We start from the raw sequence: 24,213 nt of genomic DNA, 5'->3' as shown, positions 1-24,213 counted from the left end.
TACTCAGCGTGATCGTTTGGCTCAATGGAGCGTTCGGGGTCGGCAAGACGAGGACGGCCAGGGAGTTGATGCTGCTGGTACCGCATTCGCGCATCATCGACCCCGAGCATCTCGGCTGGGCACTCCAGCACACCATCGGCTGGATGCAGCGCGGAGACTTCCAGCATCTGCGCTCCTGGCGACGCGGCACGGTGGCACTCGTGGGTACGGCGGCGCGTACGGGTACGAACGTGATCGTGCCGATGTCGGTGCTGCGCCCCGACTACCTCGACGAGATGCTCGACCGACTCCGCGACGCCGGTCACGAGGTCCGCCACCTCACCCTCGATGCGCCCGAGGCCGTGCTGCACGCTCGGATCGCCGAGGACGAGGAGGAGCCCGACGCAACCGAGTGGCGGCGTACGCACATCGACAACTACACCGCGGTGCGCGATGAGCTGGCTGCTCGCGGGCAGACGGTCGACGCGAGCCTGCGCCCACCGGACGCAGTCGCTACCGAGATCGCGGAGAGCCTCGATCTGCTGTCGGCTTGACGCTCACGGCGCGGCGGAGGCGTGCCCGGTCTGCTTGGTAGCCGGCACACCGGGCAACACCAGGAACACACCTGCAACGGCCGAGACGAGGGTCGCGGCGGCGCACATGAGGTACACCGTCCGGTACGCATCGAGGTCGAGCGCGGAGGTGCCCGCACTGAGCACGGCGGCCATCACCGCGACACCGATCGCTCCTCCGATCTGACGCATGGCGACGTTCAGCCCCGTGGCCGACGCGAAGTCTCCGGGCGCGACTGCGAGTGCCGCGGCGCTGGAAACGCCGACGCTGACCGCACCGACGGCCGCTCCGCTCACCAGCCCAACCGGCAGCCAGAACGCAAGGAACGCCGGATCTTGCGGCAGCCATACCGCGACCACCCCTCCGATGGCGGTGAGAACGACGCTGCCCGTGACGACCAGCAGCCGAGGCGATGGGCGTCGGGTCGCCCGACTCACCGCGATACCGACGACGGCAGCGAGGGCTCCACCTGGCGACATCGCCAGACCTGCCTGCAGCTCGGAGTAATGCCACACGGTGGTGAGGAACAGGACACCGACGAGCAACCAGGCGAACAGGGAAGCACCGAACCAGACCGACACGACATTCGCCGCGACGTACGTACGGGACCGCCACAGATGGGTCGCGAACGCCGGGCGCGGATGCAGGGTCGAACGCCAGACGGCAGCGGCGAAGGAAGCCAAGCCGAGGCCGATCGCCGCGACGGTGCGCACGTCGGACCATCCCCACGCCTCCCCCTGGGTCGTGCCGAGCACGACGGCAAGCACTCCGCCGCCGAGCAAGGTCGTGCCGAACCAGTCCGGCCACCCACTGCGCGACCCTTCGACACTCGGTAGGCGCAGTGTGTCGTACACGAACCAGATGCCGATGGGCACATTGATGCAGAACAGCCAGCGCCACCCGGCGGCATCGACCAAGACGCCGCCGATCGCCGGTCCGAGCGCTGCAGCCATCGCTGCCGAGGCGCTCCACAGCCCGATCGCGGCCGGGCGTCGCTCGGGCGGCGAGTCCGCCAATACGTACGCGAGCGAAGCCGGGAGCAACAACGCCGCACCTATCCCCTGTACGGCACGGGCGCCGAGCAGCACGGCGTACGTCGGTGCCGCCGCAGCCACCAGCGATCCAACCGTGAACACGAACATGCCTGTGCCGAGCAATCGGCGGCGACCGACCACATCGGCCATCCGGCCGGCGGGCGCGAGCAGGGCGGCGAACACGACGGTGTAAAGCGTGACGACCCAGGACAAGTCCGTGATCGGCACTCCGTCGAAGTCGCGACCGATGTCGGGCATCGCGAGGTTGGTGATCGTCACGTCGAGAAACGCCAGAAACGAACCACCGCAGGCGACGAGCAGCGTACGGCGATACCTGGACCGGGTGTCGAGCATGGTGTGAGTCCCCCTTTGAACTGCCCTGAATTTAGCGACCGATCGTTCGTACGTCAATAGCGATCGATCGTACGGTATGGTCGTCGTTGTGGCAGGACGTCGATCGGTCGCGCAGGCGCGCGACACCCGCACCGCGATCCTTCGCACGGCCGCAGACATGGCCTCGGTCGACGGGCTCGACGGGTTGACCGTCGGTCGGCTCGCGAGCGTGTTGAAGATGAGTAAGGCCGGCGTGATCGGCCACTTCGGCTCCAAGCTCGAGCTCCAACTCGCGACGATCAACCATGCCGCCGAGATCTTCGTCGCCAAGGTGTGGGCACCCGTTGAGCAGCTCGAGCCCGGGCTCCCCCGGTTGCTGGGCGTCTGTGACACCTGGATGGACTACGAGTCCGGTCCCACCTTCCCGGGCGGCTGCCTCCTGGCATCGGCTTCGTTCGAGTTCGACCACAAACCCGGACCGGTGCACGACGAGCTCGCCACACGACTTCAGCGTTGGCATCAACGCCTCGCCGCCGACGCCGCAACTGCGGTCGAGGCCGGCGACCTGCCGGCCGAAACCGACCCCGACCGCGTTGCCCACATGCTCTGGGCACTGGCAGTCAGCGTTTCCCCGAACCGCGGGTTCCACCTCGATGACGAGGCCGTCGACCACGTACGCCGATCCATGCGATCACTGCTCACTGCGTGAGCGTTGCAACCAATCGGGCTCTAGCGGCGTCTCCTGGTCAAGGCACCTACAGGGGGTGCCATCGAGGGGCAGTCATGAAGACAATGAGCAAGATTCGACGATTCATCGTCTCGGGGGTGGTCGTCATGGCCGCCGCGGCCGTTCCGGCCATCAGTAGCACAGCCCAGTCGCCGGCGGCGAGCGCTGCCGACGACGAACCTCCACTGACGCTGCGGGCGAGCTCGAAGTCCGTCACCGTCTGGAAGTACGGAAAGTGGGCCGATCTCGACCTCGGTACGTACGCCGTCGCGGGTAGCCAACCGTTCGAGGTACGCGCGACCCGTACGTCATACGCCAAGCGGATCAAGGGGGTGGTCAAGCGCGAAGGCGGTGACCTGAAGCTGCCGCAAGGCTCGGTCAAGGCGTTCCGCGGGCTGCGCGACTTCTACCGGTTGACCATCAAGAACAAGGACGGCAAGAAGGTCCTCGACAAGACCAAGTCGTTCTGTCCGGACGCCGAGTCCGTCCGCGTCGACCCCGATGCGCCGGCGAACTCCCCGTACCCGTTGGCGTGCGGCGGTCGGATGCCGTTCACGCTCGGCAACGTGTGGGGTGTGCAGGCGGGCCACGGCATTCCGATTCCGCCGGCGTACACCACTCGGGCAAAGCTGCCGGTTGGCAAGTACTCGACCACCGTTGCGATCACGAAGAAGTACCGCAAGGCGCTCGGCATTGCGAAGTCCCAGGGCGTCGTGACGCTCACGATGCGTGTCCGTAAGACGAAGGACTGCGACCGCTACGGGTGCCGCGAGCACCGCCACAGCCATCACGCGGGCGACATCGCCAAGCCGGGTGAGCGACCCACCGGAGTCTCTCGCATTCCGGAGTCCGGTCCGGTGCCCGATCTGCGTTCGGTGCCCGCATGGGGCATCCGGGTACGGAAAGGCAAGTACCTCGCGTTCTCGGCGACCGTCTGGAACGCCGGTGACTCACCGCTCGTCGTCGACGGCTTCCGCCGGAAGAACAAGGATCTGATGGACGCCTACCAGTACTTCTTCGACGCCGACGGCAACCAAACCGGGTACGACAAGGTCGGCACGATGGAGTGGGATCCGCGAGAGGACCACCATCACTGGCACTTCACCGACTTCGCGCGATACCGGCTCGTGGATGCAGACAAGAAGGGGATCGTACGGAGCAAGAAGGAGGCGTTCTGTCTCGCAAACACCGACGCGGTCGACTACACCGTCGAGGGTGCCAACTGGCAGCCGGACAACACAGACCTCCACACGGCGTGCGGTGAGAAGAGCTCACTCGGTCTGCGTGAGGTGCTCGACAGCGGCAACGGCGATACCTACGAGCAGTTCCGTCCGGGGCAGTCGTTCGTACTGAAGAACATCCCGAACGGCACGTACTACATCGAGGTACGCGCCAACCCGATCAAGAACCTCACCGAGAGCGACACCAGTAACAACGTCACGTACCGAAAGGTGATCCTCGGCGGCAAGCCGGGAGCCCGCACGGTCAAGGTTCCGCCGGTCGGTCTGATCGACCACAAGTAGCAGTCACGGTCGAGGTCCGCTTCGCACGGTGCCACCGTGCGAAGCGGACCTTCACCAGGTACACACGGGAGGCGGCGACTTCATCCGAGGGTCAGCCGCAGCGCGCTCGGCGCCGAGGTTCTCGGTGTCGGTAGGTCGAGCGCTTCGGCACCTCGGGTGATGCGGCCGAGTACGCGCGGTTCGGCTGCTCCGGTGCTGACGCGTTCACCGGCATGCACAGTACCGGGTAGCCCGTGCCAGCTCAGGAAGCCGAGCAGCGCCCACAGCAGCACTTCCTTCGCATCGCCGTCGACTCCGTGGTCTTCCGCGCGAGCGAGCGTCGCCGGCGCCAGCTGACGCTCGATCGCCTGCATCAGCGCGGGATTACGTACTCCGCCACCCGACGCGACGACCTCTCCGACGCCGTAGGGACGCAGTGCATCGCCGATCGTACGAGCTGTGAACTCCGTCAGAGTGGCGAGCAAATCGGCGTCGCTCACCTCGAGCCCCGCACGGGCTGACGCCAGGAAGTCGGCCGAGAATAGCTCTCGGCCGGTTGACTTCGGCGGCGCCAGGTCGAAGTACGTGTCCGCGAGCAACCGCTCCAGGAGTCGCTCGTCGACGCTGCCGGCGAGCGCCAGACGTCCGTCGACATCACTCGCGAACGCGCCGCCGCTCACCTGCGCCGCCGCGACATCGAGCAGGCAGTTTGCGGGCCCGGTGTCGAATGACGCGAGTAGTCGGGCCGACGGATCGACAACAGAGGCGTTCGCGATTCCGCCGAGGTTCAACGCGGCTACCGGTCTGCCGTCCGCCAAGCCCGCAAGCCACAATGCGTCGAAGGTGCTGGCCAACGGTGCGCCGTGTCCTCCGGCGGCGACATCGCTCGCGCGAAGGTCGGAGACCACCGCCAAGCCGGTCCGCTCGGCGATCCAAGCTGGCTGGCCGAGCTGGAGAGTGCCGAGACAGCGGTCGTCGACGACATCGTGAAAGACCGTCTGCCCCGGAGAGACCACAAGATCCGCCGACCCGCCGGCCAGCTCGCGTACGCCGAGCTCCGCGGCCGCAGCGAACGCCTTGCCCAGGTCGGTGTCGAGGCGACACACCTCGGCCATACCGGGCGTGGCCGGAGGCAAGGTGGCGAGCACCCGGGCGGACAGCCCGTCGGGAAACGCATACTCATCCGTGCCGAGTACGCGCATCTCAATCGCGGTGTCGTCCCACGCGACCTCGACGGCGGCGACATCGCAGCCGTCCGCGGACGTACCGGAGGCGACAGCGACGACGATCATCGATCGCCGACCGCAGTGCGTACCCGCCCGCCGGCTTCGTCAAGCCGCACCCGCGCGTCGTCGACGTCGACGCCCGCAAGCAGGGTGACGATTGCGATCTTCGTCTGCCACTGCGCTGCCTCGAGGGTCTCGAGCGCGGTCGCATCGTCGACGTCGCAGACCTCACGTACGATCCGCGCAGCGCGCCTACGCAGCTTGTGGTTCGACGCTACGACGTCGACCATCCGCGGACCGTAGGTCTTGCCGAGGCGGACCATCGCTGCCGTCGACAGAGTGTTCAGAGTGACCTTCTGGGCCGTGCCGGCGGTCAGTCGGGTCGACCCTCCGATCACCTCAGCACCGGTCAGGAGCTCGATTGCGATGTCTGCCGAGTCGGCGATCACGCTGTCCGGGTTGTTGACCATCGCGACCGTCACGGCACCTGCAGCACGCGCAGACTCCAACGACGCAAGGACAAACGGCGTACGCCCGGACGCGGAGATCCCGACGACGACATCGTTCGGGCCGATATCGAGGGCGGCGAGCGCGGTCGCGGCTTCGTCCACGCGGTCTTCGGCTCCCTCGATCGCGGAGGTCGACGCATCGGACCCGCCGGCGAGAACGGCGACCACCTGCCCGGCAGGTGTGCCGAACGTCGGGGGGCACTCCGCCGCATCGAGCGCCGCGAGACGGCCGGGCGTACCGGCACCGGTGTAGACGAGGCGCCCGCCCTGCTGGAACGCCGACTCGATCGCTTTCACCGCTTGGGCGATCGCATCACGCGCTCCGGAGAGCACCTGTGGCAACTTGCCCTCGGCGTCGAGGAGTACGTCGACCAGCTGGTCGGCGTCACGGGTGTCGAGGTCGTCGAGCCCGTCGCGTACGCCTTCTGTTGCCAGCACATCGAGATTCTCGCCCCGGTCGCCGCTCCCGGCAGCCGTGCGGTGCCTGGCCACTTGGGGCTCGTGCGGCAGATCGCGGCTCTCGGCGATCAGCAGCGCCCCGTCGAGCGCGGAGCCGGATGCCGGGACGACCTTCAGCGAGTCCTCGACGAGTCGTCGCCAGCCTTCGTACATCTCGGGGATCTCGGCGAGGCCGCCCGAACACGTTGCGGCCTCGGCACCGACTGCTCGAGCTGCAGCAAGCGTCGACTCGGCCCAGAACGCGACGGCCCGCTCCAGGATCGCCCGCGCGACTTCGTCGTCGGCTTCGGCGACCGCGACCACCTCGGGCACGAACTCGGCGGTACGCGTGGGCAGGTCGGTCGTGAACGGCAAGGTAGCGGCGAGGTCTGCCAGCGGGACGAAGGCGCGCTCGACCGCGGCGAGCAACGCTGTCGCCGGACCACGGCCGTCGTCGGCGCGCACTGCGGCTCGCAGTGCCTCGCGACCGATCCAGGTACCGCTACCGTCGTCGCCGAGCCACTGACCCCAGCCGTCGCTGCGGTGGATGGAGCCGTCTGCGGCGAGCCCGAGCGCGATCGCGCCCGTGCCCACAGCCAGCGCGACACCGGGCGCTCCGTCGAGCGCACCGGCGTGCACCGTGACCGCATCGGTCGCGACGGCGACGTCGACGCCCCGCCACTGCTCACCGATCAGCGAGGCGAGACCGGCGGCACCGCCGCGCAGTGTCGTGACACCGGCCATCCCGACCGCTATCGACGAGACCGCTTCATCGGCACAGCCGGAGGCCGCCAGCGCTTGCCGGATCGCCTTACGGATAGCGGATCCGGCGACACGTACGCCGGTAGCGTCAGGTGTCGGCACCACCCCACGCCCGGTCCACTCAGTGCGAGTCTCACCGTCGAGCACGGCGACACGGCAACCCGTCTTGCCGACATCGACTCCAACGATGCAGCGGCGCTCCGACATCAATCTCCTCCGAGTAGCTTCTCGGCGGTGGCCTCGGCGCTCGCGGCGCCGCCTCCCCACGTACGAACCAACGGTGCGGTCACACCTTCGGCTGTGCCGGCCGGGCCGTTGTGCACGACGACGGCGGCGGGGTCGACCGCACGTACCGCGTCGACGACACTCGTCCCGGCAAGGCCGTCGGTCACGATGACGACCGAGCGATCTGGATGCTCGTTCATCGCGGCCAGCGCATCGGCAGCGGAGCGTACGTCTGCATACGCCGGTGCCGAGCGTCCGATGCCGAGGAACCGCGCGAGCGGGAATCGCACGTCGCCGGCGGCCATGCTTCCGGTCTGCTGCATGAGTACAAGCGGATCCTTGTCGAGGTGTACGTCGCCTTCGGCCACGATCGACCGGCGAGCAATGCCGAGCCCTTCGCGCGCGGCCTCAGGGAACGCATTCGTGCGACGGGTCCAGGTCGCAAGGTCGGCCAGTCTGCCCGCCGCTTCCTCGACGCGGCCAACGGTCAACCGGCCGTCGTCGATCGCACCGAGAACGGCCATGCGTACCTCCTCGAACACCTCCGCATCGTCGTAGGGTTCAGGGAACGCAGGGTTGCCGATGCCCAAGGCATCGACGCCGGCGATCAGCGCCCGCACTGCACCCTCGCCGCGGCCGACGCCCGCCGAGATCGCCTTCATATCAAGCGCATCGGTGCCGATCACACCGTCGAACCCGAACTCGTCGCGCAGGATGCGCATCCACGTCGCACTCATCGTCGCGAGCTCGGTGTCGACCGCGGGGAACACGACGTGCGAGGTGAGGATGCATTTCACGCCCGCCTCGACGGCAGTCACGAACGGAGCCAGCTCTCGCGCCCAGAGGACTTCACGCTCGGCCGTGACGACCGGCGCCTCGAGGTGCGAGTCGACCCGGGTCGCACCATGCCCGGGGAAGTGTTTCGCGCAGGCCGCAACCCCGGCCGCCTGCACGCCCGAGGCGAATGCGGCACCGTGTCGCGCAACGAGATCGGGCGCGGCACCGAAGGAGCGTACGCCGATCACCGGATTGTCCGGTTCGGAGTTCACGTCGACCACGGGAGCGAGCACGACGTCGATACCGCTCTCGCGCGCCGCAGTGCCGATTCCGAGGCCGACACTCCGGGTCGCGTCGACGTCATCGACGTGGCCGAGCGCGGCATGGCCCGGCCACGGTGACCCGTGGTCGGCGTCCAGTCGCGAGACCGCACCGCCTTCCTCATCGCACCACACGAGCGGATGCTCGCCGAGTCGGTGGATATCGTCCGCGAGCTCTCGCGCGGTGTCTCGGTCGGGGACGTTCTGCGCAAACCAGCACACCCCGCCGAGCCCGTCCTCCAGCTCGCGTACGAGCCACGGCGGAACCTTCGTACCGAAGAAGCCCGGTACGAGCACGGCATTGACCAACCGGCGTACGCCGGCATCGCTGTTTCTCATGGGTCTACCCCTTGACTGCGCCGGACACCAAACCTTCGGCGAGCCGGCGTTGCACGAAGATGAAGAAGATCATCACGGGCACCGTGATGAGCGTCGAACCCGCCATCACCGCACCCCAGTCATTGTCACCGAAGCGTCCGAAGAAGCTGCGCAATCCGGCCGCAGCGGTGTAGTTCGACTGCTCGCTCATGAAGGTGATGGCGAAGATGAACTCGTTCCATGCGGTGATGAACGAGAAGATGCTGGTCGCCACGAGCCCCGGCGCAACGAGCGGCAACAGGACCGACCGGAACATCCGCCACCAGGAGGCCCCGTCGACGTACGCAGCCTCCTCGATCTCCACCGGCACAGCGGCGACGAAGCCTCGCAACATCCAGATCGCGAACGACAAGGAGAACGCGACGTAGACGACCACTAGGCCGAACAGCTGGTTCAGCAGCCCGAGGTGACGGGCCTGGATGAACATCGGGATGACCAATGCCTCGAGCGGCACCATCTGCACGATCAACACCATCACCAGAACCGACGTACGCAGCTTGAACTGGAACCTGGAAACGGCGACCGCAGCAAGCAATGCGAGCACACCGGAGATCAGTACGGTGCCGACACCGACGAGCAGCGAGTTGCGCATGTAGGTGACGAAGCCGCCCTCATCGAGCACGAACTTGAAGTGCTCGAGGGTGAGCTCGGTCGGGATCATCGAACGAGAGCCGTCGTCGGAGCGCGCGTCCAACGACGTCGACACCATCATGAACGCAGGCAGCAAGGTGAAGACGAGCAGCACGACGATCGCAACGACGGTGAGCACCTTGCCGGTCGTCGTACGCGCCCCGAGGGTGTGGTTCATCGCCCCCTTACGCCGCGCCTTCGGCTGCTTCGCGGACGGCGGCGGCGCATCATCGCGCACCGACTCTGCTTCGGTCTGCGTGCTCATCGCAGCTCGTCCTCCTTGAACATCGACCGTAGGTAGACGATCGTGATCAACAGCAACAGCAAGGTCAGCACGACTGCGATCGCCGAGCCGAGGCCGTACTCCTTCTGCGAAATGCCGGTGACGTACGACCAGGTGCCGAGGTTGAGCACATCGCGGTTCGTGCCGTCGCCGCCGGGCATCAGGAACACCTGGGTGAACACCTTGAAGTCCCAGATCGTCGACAGGATCGTCACCACGGCGAACACCGGACGCAGCGTCGGGAACGTGACATTCCAGAACCGCTGCCATGCGTTGGCGCCGTCGATGCGTGCCGACTCGATCATCTCGCCCGGAAGGGTGAGCAGACCGGCGAGCACCGTCACCGCCACGAAGGGGAAGCCGTGATGCACGACGTTGATGGTCGCGATCGAGTAGAAGCTGACCCGGTCGATGAACCAGTTCGTCGTGTCCGGATCGACCATTCCCAGCTGGTTCAGGCCGCGCATCACGACGCCGCTCGGCGTATCGAAGATGAAGACCCAGACGTACGTACCGGTCACCGCGGGCATCGCCCACGCCACCATGATCGCCGTGGTCACCAACGCCCGCAGCTTCGTGCCTAACCGTACGAGTAGCAGAGCGACGAGCGTGCCCAGGACGACCGTGAGCACGACGCAGACGAACGCGAACACCACGGTGTTGGTGATGGCCGTTCGAAATAGCGGATCCTCGAAGATCGCGCGATAGTTGTCGAGACCGACCGGGTTGCTCAACCCGAGGTTGAGCTCACGCAGGCCGTAGTCCTGGAAGGACAGGTACACGACCCGCCCCAGTGGATACAGCAGGAGTACGGCGAGGGTGAGGATCGACGGGGCGAGCAGCAGCCAGGGCCGCCACACCCTTCGGTGTGGCAGCGCCCGGCTGCGTCGCCCGGATGAGAGGACGGACACTTAGCTGTTCCTACCCGCCTTGGAAGATGTTGTTCATCTCCTCGGCCGCCGCCGAGGTTGCGTCGTCGACCGATGCCTTACCGGTGATGATCTCCTGCACCATCGCCGGGATGGTGCTCTTGCCCTGCACCTTCTCGTACAGCGGCGTCACCGGCACGCTCGCGCCTGCGTCGACCATCTGCTCGGCGAACGGGGCGACGATCGGGTCGTCCTCCTCGATCACCTTGTTCAGCAGGGTTTCGGTGCCCGGGAAGAAGCCGGACTGCTCGCCCCACTTCTCGGCGAACTCACCGGTCGTCATCATCTGAACGAACGTCCACGCCAGGTCTTGGTTCTCGGCGTTGTTGAACATGCTCAGATGCGAGCCGCCGACGAACGACGGGCTCATGTCGCCCTCCGGACCCGGGATCGGGAACGCGCCGATCTTGCCCTTCAGCTCGGGATTCTCTTCGACCAGAGCGCCCGGCGTCCAGCTACCCGAGATGATCATCGAGGCCTCGCCGCGAGCGAAGGCGTCGCTGAGGCCGGTCTCGTCCCACGTACGCGCTGCGGCCGAGGAGAAGCCGTGCTCGGTGTCGAGCCCGGTGTAGAACTCGATGCCTTCGCGGGCCTCATCGGAGTCGAGCTGTGAGGTCCACTGCCCGTCCTCCTCGGTTGCGATCTCGCCGCCGGCGCCCCAGATGAACGGGTCGACGCCGTACTCGCTGTCGCCCGCAACCGGGAACGGCAGCATGTCGGGCTCGGCCTTCTTCAGCTTCTCGGAGACCTCGACCAGCTCGTCCCAGGACTTGGGCGGTTCGACGCCGGCCTTCTTGAAGACATCGGTGCGGTAGACGATGCTGCGCACGCCCGCGTACCACGGCATGCCGTACAGGTCGTCCTCGTACGTACCCGCTTCTTCCAGGCTGTCGACGAGATCGTCGCGGATGCCGGCCTCGTCGACGCATGCGTCGATGTCGGTCAGGGCGCCCGCATCGGCGAACCCAGGGGTCCAGGTGGTGCCGGTCTCGGCAACATCAGGGGTCGTACCGCCACCGATGGCGTTGTTGAACTTCGCCTGCGCATCGGCCCAGGCGACGAACTGGACGTCGAGCTCCGCGCCGGTCTGCTGCTCGAACTTCTTGCTGACCTCCTTGAAAAACGGCGTCGCGTCCGGGTTGGTGCCCTCCATGATCCAGACCGTCAGCTTCTCGCCCTTTGCGCTGCCGTCGGTGACCGGCGCGCAGGAAGACTCCTTGAGCTCGCCGCCCGCACTACTGTCGTCGTCGCCGCCGCATGCCGCGACGGTGAGCGCGAGTGCCGCCAGGCACGCCACACCGCTGATGGTTCGACGTCTCATCGTCCTTGCCTTCCTTACCAGACCAGAGGTCTAACTTTTGTCACCTTGGGTTGTCATGATCGGTTCGGGGAATATCGGGGCGACGATCCGATACCGGTCGCCGCGGTAGATGGAGCGCACGAACTCCGCGACGCGTCCGTCGCCGGTACGCGAGGTGCGTTCGAAGCAGAACGCCGGATCACCTGCGGGTACGTCGAGCAGCTCGGCGTCTTCGGGGTCGACGAGGCAGGGCTCGATGACCTGCTGACCGGAGCGGATCGTCACGCCGAAGCGCTCGGTGAGCAACTCGTAGAACGACGCGTTCTGCAACTCTGCACCGGTGAGTCCGGGTACCAGGTCTTGCGGTACGTAGAGGTCTTCGATCGCCATCGGGATGTCGTCGGCGAGGCGCAGCCTTCGTACGCTCAGGATCGTGGCGTGCGGTGAGATCTCGAGCAGCGCCGCGTACGCGAGGCTCGCCGGGAGCTGCCGCCAGGAGACTGTACGACTGCCGGGGCGCAGCCCCCGAGCACGCATGTCTTCGGAGAACGACGTGGCCGACAAGGGTTTGGCTACCTGGCTGGGTGCGACGAACGTACCGGAGCCGTGTCGACGCACCAGCTTGCGTTCGGCGACGAGTTCGTCGACAGCGCGACGCAGCGTCATCCGGGCGATGCCGAGCTCGCGGGCGAGCTCGCGCTCGGCCGGAATCGCCTCACCCGGCAGCAGTGGCTGGATCAACGCCTCGAGCCGCTCGCGTACCAGCGAGCGCTTGGCACCTGCCGCTTCCACCGCCATAGACCATTGGTACACCGAATAGACCACTGTGCGCCAGGATGCAGGACGCGGTTGCGACCTAATCGTGACCTTCCGGGCGGGGGAACTAGGGTGCCGGCATGTACCTCGAACCCGGCGAGCGCGCGATGCTCGATGGCGAGGACGGGCCCGGCGTTGCGATGGCCATGCGGGTCGTCACCGGGCTCGCGCGGGCGTCCGGCGCCGAGCGGCTGGTGGAGATCTCGTCCGTGCACATCGACGGGTGCCTTTACCACGGTCAGGCGGGCGTCGACTTCGCCGAGCGCCTGGTCGAGCTCGGCGCGCATACGAGAGTGCCGACGACGTTGAACGTCGGTTCGCTCGACCTGCTGCATCCGGGCCTGGTGCGAACGACGACACCGCATGAGCGAGACGTCGCAACTGGCGGTCGCCGCCTCGCTGGCGCGTACGCGACGCTCGGCGCCCGGCCGACCTGGACGTGCGCGCCGTACCAGGCCGACCTCCGACCGGCGCTCGGCGAGCACATCGCCTGGGCGGAGTCGAATGCGATCGTGTTCGCGAACTCCGTGCTGGGCGCGCGTACCGACCGCTACGGCGACTTCCTCGACGTGTGCGCCGCCGTCACCGGGCGCGCACCGTACGCCGGGCTCCACCTGGACGAGAACCGCCGCGCCGAGGTCGTGTTGGACTGCCGCGGTCTTGGAGCCGTGCTCGATCTCGACCTCGCGTACCCCTTGCTCGGCTATATCGCGGGCGGCATCGCCGGTACGAAGAACCCGGTTTTCGTCGGGCTACCGCCCGAGACGTCCCAGGACCGGCTGAAGGCGCTCGGCGCGGCGGCCGCTTCGGCAGGCGGCGTCGCGCTCTTCCATGTCGTCGGCGTGACGCCCGAGGCCAAGACCCTGGAAGCTGCTCTGCGCGGCGAGCCCGCGGCGCGTACCGAGGTGATCACGGCTGAGCGGTTGTCTGCTGCGCGGTCGGAGCTCAGCACCGCCGGCGGTGATCACCTGGATGCCGTCAGCATCGGCACCCCGCATGCCTCGTTAGCCGAGCTGGCGTCGCTGGCCAACGAGCTGCGCGACGGACCACCGATCCACGATGGGGTCGCGGTGTACGTGTCGACAGGTCGCACGGTGCTGGAGCAGGCGACCCGACAAGGCATCGTCGATGTGCTCGAAGGTTCCGGCGTACGCATCGTGGTCGACACCTGTACGTACGTCACGTCGATCCTCGACCCGAGCACGCGCGTGGTGATGACGAACTCCGGCAAGTGGGCGCACTACGCGCCCGCCAACCTCGGCGTCGACGTGGTGCTCGCGGATCTGCGGGAGTGCGTCGCGTCGGCCCGCGCGGGAAGGGTGACGCTCGATGACGGCCTCCTCCGTTGAGCTCACGGGCACGACACTGCACAACGGCGTCGCATCGGGTGTCGTACTCGAGCTCGACGGACCCTTGTCGTTCTGGGGCGGTGTCGACGAGTCGGGGCGGATCGTCGATCGCCACCATCCGCAGTCCGGAGCGTCGGTACGCAGGCGCGTACTCGCCATGACGTCCGGGCGCGGGTCGAGCTCGAGCGCCAACGTGCTCGCCGAGCTGCTGCGCACGGGTAACGGTCCGGCAGGCATCGTGATGACCGAGCCCGACGCGATCGTGACGCTCGGCGCGATCGTCGCGTCGGAGCTCTACGAGATCGCAATGCCCATCGTCGTGCTTTCATCGCGGGAGTACGCCCGGCTATCCGACAACGCGCTCATCACCGTCGATGCGTCCGAGTCGACAGCGAGTCTGACCCAGCCGTCAGAATCATTCCGCTAAGCGTGTCCACGCGCCGAATACCAACGGGGACACCGAAAAGCCGTGCTGTGCGTCGAGCTCGGCGTCGAGACGTTGCTCCAGATCGCCGATGCCGACTTCGTCGGCCGACGCTATCCCCAACCGCTCCATCGCCGGCAGGATCCCGGCGACAGCCTCTGCCCACGCGAACGCGACCGAGCGTTCACCGCCGCCGCCTGACGCCTCGATCGAGAGGCGCACGTCGGAAAGGCCGAGTGATCCCAGGACGGAGAACAACGACCGTCCGTACCCATAGTCGACCCCGACCAAGGAGCACGTATCGACGACCCAGCGGCGGATCTGCTTCCACAGTGGTGTCTCCGGCTGTGCCCAGACGTGCGTCAGATCGACTTCCTGCATGCACAGGAGGCCACCGGCGCGTAGCCGCCCGATCGCAGCACGAAGAACGGCTTTCGGATCGGCGAGGTGAACGAGAATCGTGCGGCCCACCACGGCGTCGAACTCTCCGTCGACCCCGCCGAGCGTCGTCACGTCACCCTCGACGTACTCGATGTTGTCCCGGCCCGCAGCCTCAGCCCAGTGACGCGCCGCCCTGATCGACTCAGGATCGCGCTCGATCCCGACTACGCTGCCGCGCGGTCCGACGAACTGCGACGCGAGCATCGCTACGTTGCCTGCTCCACTTCCGAGATCGAGCACCCGCATACCTGCGGCAAGACCGGCCTCGGTGAACAACCGCGAGGTGATCGGGTCGAACACGGTTGACTGCGATCGTAGGCGACGATGCTCGTTCGTCTCGTCGAACACGTAGTCGTTGTGCTCGGACATGTCCGCACCTCCACATTGGCGGATCGACGCAAGTCACGGCGCTAGTTGGTGGTTCTGTCAAGGTACTGCCAGTACGCTGCCGCGGTTATCCTGCTGAGCATCCGCACCGACCGAGAGCACCGTCATGCTGTTGCCACCTGCCATCGCCGCCGCCGTCGCCTCGGGTGAAGTACGCCTCGCGTACCGGCGCTGGAAACAGCCTCGGGTGAAGGTCGGCGGCACGTTCCTGACCACTGCGGGACTGATCGAGGTCACCGACGTCGATCAGGTCGATCCCGACCGCATCACGGCGGCCGATGCGCGTGCTGCCGGCGCGGGCTCGGTCGACGAGGTGCTCAAACGCATGCGGAAACGCGAGCCCGATCCGGTGTTCCGCGTCGGGCTTGCGTACGCCGGCCCCGATCCGCGCATCGCGCTCGGCGACGACGCCGATCTGTCGGATGCCCAGGTCGCCGAGATCACCGCACGCCTCGGCATGCTCGACAAGCACAGTACGCACGGGGTTTGGACGTACGAAACGCTCCGACTGATCGAGGTAAACCCGGGCGTACGCGCGCAAGATCTTGCCGAGTCGATCGGCCGCGAACGTGACCCGTTCAAGCTCGATGTGCGCAAGTTGAAAGCGCTCGGGCTCACTCGCAGCCTCGAAGTCGGCTACCGCCTCTCTCCGCGCGGCGCCGCGTACCTGGGTGCAGTCGGTACGACTCGTTGACCTGTCGACGTGCGCGCTACCGGTCGGCACACGCTTGGTCGATGAAGCCGGTCAGCTCACGCCGTATCGCACCGTTCATGTCGCCCGCCGAGTCGGTGTGCTCTCGCCCGTACTCGTCTCGCCACGCGATGGTGAAGGGCAGATCGAGCGACTCGTCGTTCGACGCGGCGGTGCAGTCTCTGACCTTGACCTCGAGGTCGACGAGCTGGAAGCGGTCGGCCGGAGAAACCGTCAACGGCAGGCCTTCTGCGCGTACCGCGAGACGGCGGTCGAGGTTCTTGATGTCGGTGACGGTCGATGTCACCGCACCGGAGAGTAGTACTGCGGCGTCGACGGCCACCACACCTCGGATCGGTGGCTCTGCGGTCTGCGTGACGCGGGAAGCGCTCTGCCCGAGCAACACGAGTTCTACTGCGTGCTCATGCGGAACGTGCGCATCCGGCTTCGGCTCGTCCTCCAGCCACAGCACGGCGCCAACGCCTGCGGCGGCGCCGAGAATGAGCGCGGACAATACCGCCCCGCGCAACCGCCAACGAGCCGGAATCCTTTGTAGACAAGGCGGACGGGAAGGGCCGGACTGGAGCGTCTCCACCGGCCGTTGGCCCCTGCCATAGCCAGGATCGCCCACGGGCAACCTTCTTCGTCTCGCCGCGTATCAATCGACGATAGCGGGACGAGCGCCTCCTATCGAGGCGTCAGCACACAGAACTCGTTGCCGTCGGGGTCTGCCATGACCACCCAGCTGACGTCACCTTGCCCGATGTCGACCCGGCGCGCGCCGAGCGAGATGAGCCTGTCGACCTCGGCCTGCTGGTCACTCCCGGCAGCTGGTGCGATGTCGAGGTGGAGGCGGTTCTTGCCGTGCTTCGGCGCAACCGGAGGGCCACCCCAGGTGATCTTCGAGCCTCCTTGTAGCGACTGGATCCCCGTCTCCTCGTCCTGGTCCCAGATCAGCGGCCAGCCCAGCGCCTCGCTCCAGAAGTACCCGACGGCTTGCGTACCGTCGCTCGAAAGTGCGCCGATGAAGGCAGTGTCAGCGAGGAAGTTGTTACCCGCTTCGATGACGCAGAACTCGTTGCCCTCGGGGTCGGCGAGCACGACGTGACCTTCCTCGGGCAGCTGGCCGACGTCGATGTGCCGGCCACCGAGTTCAAGGGCCTTGGCAACCGTCTCGTCTTGCTGCTCGGGTGTAGCGCTCGTCAGGTCGAAGTGGGTGTAGTTCTCAGTCGTCTTCTCGACGTCGGTCGGCAGGAAGCAGATATCGAACTCGTTGGCCTGCCCCGCCGGGAGAACCGCAACCGCGTTCGCCTCATCGACGACTTCCCGGCCGAGCATGCCGGACCAGAACTCGGCAAGACGGCGGGGGTCGTTGGCGTCGAAACAGAACGCGACGAGGTTCGAGGACATCGGTGGCTCCGATCTGCGCACGTGGTCGTACCACGTCGCCCGCTCGTTAGCGGTTTCGCAACGCTAAGCCGCCGCGTTCGGCGCCGCAACGCAATTACGCACTGCCTCTCCTACGAGTGGAACCGCGATCATGACTCGGGCACTCACTCGACCCGGGCTTTCTGACCGCTTCGAGCGCGAAGAAGAGGAATCCCGGCGAGGTCGAGAAGTGGGTAAAACCATCCAGGTGTAGGTCGCGCGCCTCGGGCAGGGGCTGCGGCTCGGTGATGCTCACGAGGCGGAACCCGGCTGATGTGAAGGCCTCGATCATCTGTTGCAACGACTTGCGCCAGAATCGCATCGGGACCCGCTGCCCGCCGAATTCCCACTCGAACTCGTAGCTGGTGGTCGCGAAGTAGTCAGGGCGCTGCTCCTCGATGGTGTACGCGACGATGGGGTGGTCGACGGACACGAGTAGGCGCCCGCCGGGCTTGAGGACGCGTCGCGTCTCGGCTAGCGCGGCCGTCCAGTCCTCGAGGTAGTGCAGTACGAGCGAGGCGATGACGTCGTCGAACGAGGCATCGTCGAACGGGAGTCGGTCGTCTAGGTCGGACACGCGGAGTTCCACGTCACCGCCGAGCCGCTCCCTAGCAAGATCTAGCATCCTGGCGCTGACGTCGATGCCCGCGACGGTCGCCCCACGGTCGCGCAGGGCGGCACTCAGAGAGCCCGATCCGCACCCCGCGTCGAGTACGCTGCGGCCCGCCACGTCTCCGGCGAGTTCCAACATGGCTGGACGCTCGTAATACGCGTTGGCAACGCTGTCGTCGTTCTCTGCCGAGTAGGCGGCAGCGAAGGCGTCGTAATCGTTGGCACGTCGGTGCGCCGGACCCTCAGTACTCACTTCTCGACCAGTCACGCACTCATCCTCCAGCGATGCGCGACCCCCGACTCTTCGTGGGTCGACGCGCGTTCTTGGACGCCATACTCGCATGTTGATCGCACGCCAGGCGGGAAACGCCTACCTCCGGAGCAAGGACGACCTCGTCGTCGCCTATCTTGCGTCTGTCGGAGGAGTCCCGTGGCCTCCTGGGCCGAAGTGAGCTCGCACTGCTCAAACCGGGTGCGGTGTTGGTCAACACTGCGCGCGGGGCGATCGTGGACGAGCGGGCCGTGATCGAGGCGCTCCGCGCGGGGTCGCTTGCCGCAGCCGGAAGGACCTAGCAGCGAGATGAACTCGCCCTCGCCGATGGTGAGGTTCACGCCGTCGACCGCAACAGCCGAACCGAAGCGTTTGACGATCCCGCGAAGCTCGACGCTTGCGGCGGTCCGATCACTGGATACGTGTTGTGTCACTGTCTTCTTCCTTCGAATGCCGGCCGAGCGAGGTCAGTGCCGCGCCGACCAGTCGATCCACACTGGCGGTGAAGTCGACGGTTCTGCCGGGTTCATCGGTCATGAGGGGTTCGAGTGCCTCGTACTGCGTGTGTACGACCTCTGGAGGCATGAAATGTCCGGACCGCTGCCGTACGCGCGCCCTCGCGACCTGTTCTGGACCACTGAGGTGGAGGAACCACACGCCGTGGACCTCGTGGCGTAGAACGTCTCGATAACGCCGCTTGAGCGCGGAGCATCCGACCACTCCACCGTCCGGCTGTGTGCAGAGCCACCGACCGATCGCCCTCAACCACGGCTCACGGTCGGTGTCATCGAGGGCAACATGCGCCGACATCTTCGAGATGCTCGCGGCGGTGTGGAAGCCGTCCGCATCCGCGTACGACACACCCAGCCTGGCCGCGAGTTCGCGACCGACAGTGGTCTTGCCGCAGCCACTCACCCCCATGACAACAACCCGCGGCGGAGCCATAAGAGATGATGACATGAACGCATCTTCCACTTAGATCATATCTTTTGCACCCCTGTCGTGAGATTCTTGCTCGTGATGACGCAACTGACTGACCTCCACCACCAGGTACTTGACGCCCTCGGCGCCTCGATCGTCCGCGGGGACCACCCCGCGGGCACCGTTTGGCGACTCGACGAGCTCGAACGGACCCATCAGGTCTCACGGACGGTCGTCCGAGAGGCGATACGCGTACTCGAATCGATGGGCGTGGTCGAGAGCAGACGTCGCGTCGGGATCATTGTTCGCTCACGCGAGTCCTGGCGGGTGTTCGACCCGATGATCATCCGATGGCGCCTGTCAGGCGACGACCGACTACAACAGCTCGCCACGCTCAGCCAACTCCGCGCCGCGATCGAACCGGCAGCGGCCGCGCTCGCCGCGATGCACGCGACCGCCGGCCAATGCGGCGCCCTGACCGCGGCAGTGATCGGCATGTCGATCACCGGACAAGAGGGAGACCTCGACGCCTACCTCGACCACGACATAATGTTCCACCGCGTCGTCCTCCAGGCCTCCGGGAACGACATGTTCGCCGCCATCGCCGACACCGTCGCGGAGGTTCTCGCCGGAAGGACGCACCACGACCTCATGCCCACACGACCCGAAGTGAGCGCGATCCGACTCCACGGCGACGTCGCCGAATCGATCCAACTCGGCAAACCAGACGCCGCACAAGCCGCCATGCGCGCAATCGTCGACGAATCTGCAGAAGCCATGAGACTGCCTGTCGACTAGCACCCGGACGCTCAGCCGTCCGGAGCGGACTCGGTCGGAGTCATCCACCACTACACGTGCTGCTCACATCGTCACCGGATCGTGCACTCCACGCAGACCTTGGGGAGCGCAGTATTCGGCGGCGTGTCAGCCACGACGAGACTGGAAACCCCCGGCTGACCTGGGTCAGCCGGGGGTTTGTAGCGGTGAGCCGCCAGTCGGAATCGAACCGACGGCCTTGGGGCTGTAACGGCCCTGGTAGAGCACCTTCCCGGTCACCACCATTCGCCTGCGGGAGTGCCCACTTGGGCCCCACCCGGTCGGAATCTGGGTGTCGGTGGAGACGCCAGACCCTAGGAGGTGGCTGCCGTGGCCGATCGCTCGCCCCGGGGACGCCTCTTCACTGCTCATCCGGCTGGACATCCGTTGGTCAACGGATCGCATTCGCGATGAACTCGCGTACGGCGCCTGCGACGCCGGCGGGGTCATCGTCATGGACCCAGTGCCCGCACCCGTCGAACTCACGTAACACGGCTTTCGGCTGCATCGTGATCATCTCGGCAGCCATGTCCCCATCGAGGATGAAACTCTCCGCACCACGAATGAGCAGGGTCGGTACCTGGATTGCCTGCCAACTCCGCGAGTAGTCACCGACGAGCCTGCGTTGCGACTCGACCATATCGTCGTGGTCGAAACCGAGACCCCAACCATCGGCGAACCGCAAGGCATCACGTATGAAGTAGCTCGGATCATCGATGCCGCGCCCACGCAGATCCTCAGCGAGCGCCAGAAATGATGGCCAGCGTCTCGGCCACGCGGTGACGTCGAGGACCGTCGAGCCGACGACCATCGGCTGATCCTCGACGACGAGCGCCCCGACCAGATCGGGACGGCGCTCCGCGAGGAGCATGGCGTGGGTGCCACCCATCGAATGACCGAAAAGCGTCACCGGCGCTGAAATGTGGTGCTCGACAAACGCCTCGAGCAGGGCCAGGTACGACTCGACGCTTGCATCACTTCCGCGCGGCGCGAAGCCGTGGCCACGCTGGTCCGGCGCCGTGAGCCGAGCCGTCTTCTCATCCAGCGCGGCCGCCAGTGCCCCGAACGACGCTGAGCTCCCGAAATGGCCGTGCAGAGCAACGATGTGTGGACCGTTGCCTCCATAGTCGCGGTAGGGCAGTACTTGTCCGGCGCTGACCGGCATCGCATTCCTCACATCCTCTCGAGAGACCTCAGACCGCGCGCTCTGAACCGCTGCACGTCACTGCCTAACCACCATCGCCTCCCGGGCAGGAACGTCGTACATATCACGGGCAATGAGCGCGCGTGACCAACTCGCGCATGCAAGAATCGCGTGACTCGGCCTCGCCACATCGACCGTAGAAGGCTAGGGCCTGTTACCAAAGTCGTCGCCGGTTCGCGTGATCCCGCATCCCGACCGGCTGCGTTGCGGTCGCTCGCCGGAGAGACCGACTACTACTTCGCTCCCACGCCTTGCCGGACCGGGCGCGGATATCCCGCTCACTGATCGACGCCGACTTCGTAACAGACCCTAGCGGTGCGCGTCGAGGTAACGCGATCGACTTTCGCTCACCGTGCTGTACCGGGCCGTAGCTGTCCTCGCCGAGGTGCTCGGTCACCTACGCATTCAATGGGCACCGGGCATGTTCGTCGTCAGGAGTTCAAACCGATCCGCGACGCAGATCGACCGCTCCTACGCGTCTGCACCGCGAGCGCGCGTGTCAGTACTCGATCGGGCCGAGGATCTAACTAATGCCAGCGTTTCATCGCACCGTCGGCGATCGAGTCGGCGGCCTGGCTGAGCTGCCTGCCGACGTCGTCAAGCCGGCGTGCCAGCTCATGCTTGCGCAGAGCGAGTACGCCGTTCTCGTCGGCGAGGATGCGGGCGATCTCGTCCTCGTACAGGCGGCGTACGCCGCCGCCTGCCTTCTTCGCAGCCAGTGCACTGGCAGCCACCCGATCGGGGTTTGCGAGCAGGTCGTCGACGGCGTCGGATAGCGCGGAGAGACCGGCCCGGATCTGGTCCAGGATCGGCGCGAGATCAGCCTGGTCGCCCATTCCGAACAGGTCGGACTCCCGTACGAAGTCGCGCAGCGTGTCGAGTACGTCATCGATCGAGCGAGACAATCGGAACAGGTCTTCGCGGTCCATCGGCGTGACGAGCGCCCTGCTGAGACCGCCGACGAGGCGGCCGCGTTCGCGGTCGCCGCGATGTTCGGTCAGCCGCATCTGCTCGCGCGCCTCAGCGGCAGCCAGCGCTCCACTCGTCATGGCGAGGGCGAGATCGGCACCTTCCTGCGCCGCGTGCAGTTGGCCGGACAGCGCGCTGACGAGGGTGCCGTCGATCCGGCCGGTGGTGAGGCTCAGCAGCCTGCGCACCGCGCTCACAGCATCGTCCGCATGGTAAGGACGCCAATACCGGCGGCGAGCAGGCTGACTGGAAGCGTGACGATCCATGCTCCCGCCAGACGCAAGACCGCCGGCCAGCGAGCGCGGTCGAGACCCGAGCCGACGATGCCTCCGGCGACGGCTTGGGTCATGCTGACCGGGAATCCGAGTGCCGCGCAGCCCGACACCGCGCCCGCCGAGCCGAGCTCGGCCGACACGGCGTGCACGGGACGTACCGGGGCGAGCGCCGAGTTGAGGGCGCGCCCGGTCCCTGCAAGACCGCCGACCGCGCCGACCACGAACAGGACGCTTGCGACGGGGATCATCCACGGATGGATTGCGGTCGAGCCAGTCGCTCCGCCGGTGAGCGCGAAGATCGCGTACATCTTCTGGCCGTCGCCGGCCGCGTACGCGATGCACTGCCCGGTGAACGCGAGCCGGTGTACGCGGCGCAGCGAGCCGGTCAAGGAGATCCGGCCGAGTATCCGGACCATCGCATTCCCGACGAGTCCGCCGGCAAGTGGCGCGGCGATACCGGCGAGCAACACGGTCACGACCGTTCGCCCCGACACGGGCAGCCCGAGTCCGAGGCCGGCTCCGACGAGAGCGCCGACGGTCGCAAGGGTCAGGCTGGTGGGCTTACCACGAGATGCGAGCCAACTCGTCGTGGCAAGCGCGACGACGATCGCGATGGTCACGGCCGCGTGTACGCCTGAGGCGCCGGAACCGGTGAACGAGACCATCCGTTCGCTGAACATGCTTGCGACGTAGGTACCGACGATGATGGGCACCACGACAAGCGCGATGGCGAGAACGCCGACCGCGACGGGGAAGTGCAACCCGCGCACCTTGAGACCGGCCGAGAGCAGCGTGCCGCCGTCGTTCAATCCGGTCACGATCGAGAACGCACCCGCCACCACCAGCGGCAGAATTGCCGCCGCGTACGCCGCACTCATCGCAGCCCGTTGATGGCGAGGTCCACTACGTCGGCGACCCCACCGGCCGTGCATGACCCGACTATCAGGTCTGCCATCGCAGCGACGTCGGGCTGCGCGTCCGAGACGCATGCACCGAGTCCGGCGCGACCGATCATCGCGACGTCATTCATTCCGTCGCCGATCGCGACTACGTCCGCGGCGGCGACCGAGTTCTCTCGAAGCAGCCAGTCCAACGCGCTGCCTTTGTCGGTGTGCTCGGGAAGTACCTCGAGATACGTTCGTTCGGACTGCACGACATGGGTGCCGTCGACGTTCGCGAGTTCCGCGAGCAGTGCCGTCTGGTCGCGTTCGGCGGCGATCAGCAACACCTTGGACGCGCGTAGATCGCTCACCTCAGCACGGATCTCGAACTCGAGGCCGTCCCTGCTCGCGTAGCCGGACAACGCGGAGTCGACCGCCGTCACGTACGCGGTCCGTCCAGAGAACACCGCGAACGAGCACGGAAAGTCGACACTCTCGGCGACCTTCACGATGGCCGCCACGGAGCGTTCGGGAAGCTCTCTGCGCAGCAGCGTCCGATCGGTCGACAGGTCGACGACGCGTGCGCCGTTGTGCAGGATCGCCGGGGTATGCAAGCCCAGCTCGCGGTAGTACGGCAGAGCCGAACTCTCGATCCGGCCGGTGGCGATCAGCACCGTTCCGCCGAGCTCCTGGAAGCGGTCGAGTGCGTGGTGGCTGCGGGTCACGATCCGCTGTCGCCTGTCGAGTAGGGTGCCGTCGAGATCCGTGACCAGCCAGCGGTAGCGAAGGCTGTGCCGTTCCAT

Annotated in this window: 25 protein-coding genes; 8 read left to right on the top strand and 17 right to left on the bottom strand. The window is 66.7% G+C overall.

Annotated elements, in window-relative coordinates; all coding sequences use genetic code 11:
- The first annotated feature begins 8 nt into the window (after nt 1–8).
- A complete protein-coding gene (locus MU582_02945) occupies nt 9–533 on the top strand; it encodes an ATP-binding protein (GenBank protein ID UPK75613.1) in 525 nt (174 codons plus the stop codon).
- Nucleotides 534–536: 3 nt separating this feature from the next.
- Here the strand turns inward: MU582_02945 and MU582_02940 are convergent, their stop codons facing one another.
- On the bottom strand, nt 537–1,940 hold the full coding sequence (locus tag MU582_02940) for an MFS transporter (GenBank protein ID UPK75612.1): 1,404 nt from the start codon (nt 1,938–1,940) through the stop codon (nt 537–539).
- Between the two features lie 88 nt (nt 1,941–2,028).
- Here MU582_02940 and MU582_02935 point away from each other — a divergent pair, with 88 nt between their 5' ends.
- On the top strand, nt 2,029–2,628 hold the full coding sequence (locus MU582_02935; protein UPK75611.1) for a TetR/AcrR family transcriptional regulator: 600 nt from the start codon (nt 2,029–2,031) through the stop codon (nt 2,626–2,628).
- Between the two features lie 74 nt (nt 2,629–2,702).
- Complete coding sequence (locus tag MU582_02930; protein ID UPK75610.1) at nt 2,703–4,169, top strand: lysyl oxidase family protein; 1,467 nt, start codon at nt 2,703–2,705, stop codon at nt 4,167–4,169.
- 80 nt (nt 4,170–4,249) lie between these two features.
- Here the strand turns inward: MU582_02930 and MU582_02925 are convergent, their stop codons facing one another.
- The 7 genes from MU582_02925 to MU582_02895 are packed head-to-tail and all read right to left on the bottom strand — an operon-like array spanning nt 4,250 to nt 12,723.
- Nucleotides 4,250–5,440 (bottom strand): anhydro-N-acetylmuramic acid kinase, encoded by a 1,191-nt coding sequence (locus MU582_02925; GenBank protein UPK75609.1) that lies wholly within the window; start codon nt 5,438–5,440, stop codon nt 4,250–4,252.
- On the bottom strand, nt 5,437–7,290 hold the full coding sequence (gene murQ, locus MU582_02920; GenBank protein ID UPK75608.1) for an N-acetylmuramic acid 6-phosphate etherase: 1,854 nt from the start codon (nt 7,288–7,290) through the stop codon (nt 5,437–5,439). Before murQ ends, MU582_02925 begins: the two co-directional genes overlap by 4 nt.
- On the bottom strand, nt 7,290–8,744 hold the full coding sequence (locus tag MU582_02915) for a glycoside hydrolase (GenBank protein UPK75607.1): 1,455 nt from the start codon (nt 8,742–8,744) through the stop codon (nt 7,290–7,292). The genes murQ and MU582_02915 overlap by 1 nt, the downstream gene beginning before the upstream one ends.
- A gap of 4 nt (nt 8,745–8,748) precedes the next feature.
- A complete protein-coding gene (locus MU582_02910) occupies nt 8,749–9,678 on the bottom strand; it encodes a carbohydrate ABC transporter permease (protein ID UPK75606.1) in 930 nt (309 codons plus the stop codon).
- Nucleotides 9,675–10,607 (bottom strand): sugar ABC transporter permease, encoded by a 933-nt coding sequence (locus tag MU582_02905; GenBank protein UPK75605.1) that lies wholly within the window; start codon nt 10,605–10,607, stop codon nt 9,675–9,677. The genes MU582_02910 and MU582_02905 overlap by 4 nt, the downstream gene beginning before the upstream one ends.
- A 10-nt stretch (nt 10,608–10,617) precedes the next feature.
- Nucleotides 10,618–11,946, bottom strand: coding sequence for a sugar ABC transporter substrate-binding protein (locus MU582_02900; protein ID UPK75604.1), 1,329 nt, complete (start codon nt 11,944–11,946; stop codon nt 10,618–10,620).
- A gap of 30 nt (nt 11,947–11,976) precedes the next feature.
- Complete coding sequence (locus tag MU582_02895) at nt 11,977–12,723, bottom strand: GntR family transcriptional regulator (protein UPK75603.1); 747 nt, start codon at nt 12,721–12,723, stop codon at nt 11,977–11,979.
- A 98-nt stretch (nt 12,724–12,821) separates the two neighbouring features.
- Here MU582_02895 and MU582_02890 point away from each other — a divergent pair, with 98 nt between their 5' ends.
- Both MU582_02890 and MU582_02885 read left to right on the top strand, forming a co-directional pair.
- Nucleotides 12,822–14,090: an aconitase X catalytic domain-containing protein gene (locus tag MU582_02890; GenBank protein ID UPK75602.1), complete on the top strand. Its 1,269-nt coding sequence runs from the start codon at nt 12,822–12,824 to the stop codon at nt 14,088–14,090.
- Nucleotides 14,071–14,517 (top strand): DUF126 domain-containing protein, encoded by a 447-nt coding sequence (locus MU582_02885; protein ID UPK75601.1) that lies wholly within the window; start codon nt 14,071–14,073, stop codon nt 14,515–14,517. Before MU582_02890 ends, MU582_02885 begins: the two co-directional genes overlap by 20 nt.
- On the opposite strand, the gene MU582_02880 is transcribed toward MU582_02885, so the two are convergent.
- Nucleotides 14,506–15,324 carry a class I SAM-dependent methyltransferase gene (locus MU582_02880; GenBank protein UPK75600.1) on the bottom strand — a complete coding sequence of 273 codons (819 nt, stop codon included), beginning with the start codon at nt 15,322–15,324 and terminating at the stop codon, nt 14,506–14,508. The genes MU582_02885 and MU582_02880 overlap by 12 nt on opposite strands.
- Before the next feature lie 130 nt (nt 15,325–15,454).
- On the opposite strand from MU582_02880, the gene MU582_02875 reads away from it, so the two are divergent.
- Nucleotides 15,455–16,036: a hypothetical protein gene (locus MU582_02875; protein UPK75599.1), complete on the top strand. Its 582-nt coding sequence runs from the start codon at nt 15,455–15,457 to the stop codon at nt 16,034–16,036.
- Nucleotides 16,037–16,052: 16 nt separating this feature from the next.
- Here MU582_02875 and MU582_02870 read toward each other — a convergent pair whose 3' ends face one another.
- From MU582_02870 to MU582_02860, 3 genes are all read right to left on the bottom strand, one after another.
- Nucleotides 16,053–16,547, bottom strand: coding sequence for a hypothetical protein (locus tag MU582_02870; GenBank protein ID UPK75598.1), 495 nt, complete (start codon nt 16,545–16,547; stop codon nt 16,053–16,055).
- Between the two features lie 173 nt (nt 16,548–16,720).
- Nucleotides 16,721–17,443 (bottom strand): VOC family protein, encoded by a 723-nt coding sequence (locus MU582_02865; protein ID UPK75597.1) that lies wholly within the window; start codon nt 17,441–17,443, stop codon nt 16,721–16,723.
- A gap of 94 nt (nt 17,444–17,537) precedes the next feature.
- Nucleotides 17,538–18,341: a class I SAM-dependent methyltransferase gene (locus MU582_02860; protein ID UPK75596.1), complete on the bottom strand. Its 804-nt coding sequence runs from the start codon at nt 18,339–18,341 to the stop codon at nt 17,538–17,540.
- 140 nt (nt 18,342–18,481) lie between these two features.
- Here MU582_02860 and MU582_02855 point away from each other — a divergent pair, with 140 nt between their 5' ends.
- Nucleotides 18,482–18,646 (top strand): hypothetical protein, encoded by a 165-nt coding sequence (locus MU582_02855; GenBank protein UPK75595.1) that lies wholly within the window; start codon nt 18,482–18,484, stop codon nt 18,644–18,646.
- A 109-nt stretch (nt 18,647–18,755) separates the two neighbouring features.
- On the opposite strand, the gene MU582_02850 is transcribed toward MU582_02855, so the two are convergent.
- Complete coding sequence (locus tag MU582_02850) at nt 18,756–19,304, bottom strand: gluconokinase (GenBank protein UPK75594.1); 549 nt, start codon at nt 19,302–19,304, stop codon at nt 18,756–18,758.
- A 60-nt stretch (nt 19,305–19,364) separates the two neighbouring features.
- Between MU582_02850 and MU582_02845 the strand changes: the two genes are divergently transcribed.
- Nucleotides 19,365–20,063 (top strand): FCD domain-containing protein, encoded by a 699-nt coding sequence (locus tag MU582_02845; GenBank protein ID UPK75593.1) that lies wholly within the window; start codon nt 19,365–19,367, stop codon nt 20,061–20,063.
- A 409-nt stretch (nt 20,064–20,472) separates the two neighbouring features.
- Here the strand turns inward: MU582_02845 and MU582_02840 are convergent, their stop codons facing one another.
- The 4 genes from MU582_02840 to MU582_02825 form a co-directional block, all read right to left on the bottom strand.
- Nucleotides 20,473–21,246, bottom strand: coding sequence for an alpha/beta hydrolase (locus tag MU582_02840; protein UPK75592.1), 774 nt, complete (start codon nt 21,244–21,246; stop codon nt 20,473–20,475).
- Between the two features lie 566 nt (nt 21,247–21,812).
- Nucleotides 21,813–22,451 carry a DUF47 family protein gene (locus tag MU582_02835; GenBank protein ID UPK75591.1) on the bottom strand — a complete coding sequence of 213 codons (639 nt, stop codon included), beginning with the start codon at nt 22,449–22,451 and terminating at the stop codon, nt 21,813–21,815.
- Entirely contained in the window at nt 22,448–23,407 is a 960-nt protein-coding gene (locus MU582_02830) for an inorganic phosphate transporter (GenBank protein UPK75590.1), read from the bottom strand. Before MU582_02830 ends, MU582_02835 begins: the two co-directional genes overlap by 4 nt.
- Nucleotides 23,404–24,213, bottom strand: coding sequence for a Cof-type HAD-IIB family hydrolase (locus MU582_02825; GenBank protein UPK75589.1), 810 nt, complete (start codon nt 24,211–24,213; stop codon nt 23,404–23,406). Before MU582_02825 ends, MU582_02830 begins: the two co-directional genes overlap by 4 nt.

The sequence above is a fragment of the Nocardioidaceae bacterium SCSIO 66511 genome, from assembly GCA_023100825.1.
Taxonomy (GTDB): Bacteria; Actinomycetota; Actinomycetes; order Propionibacteriales; family Nocardioidaceae; genus Solicola.
The sequence above is the reverse complement of the archived record's forward strand: the minus strand, read 5'-3'. Positions and strand labels throughout refer to the sequence as shown.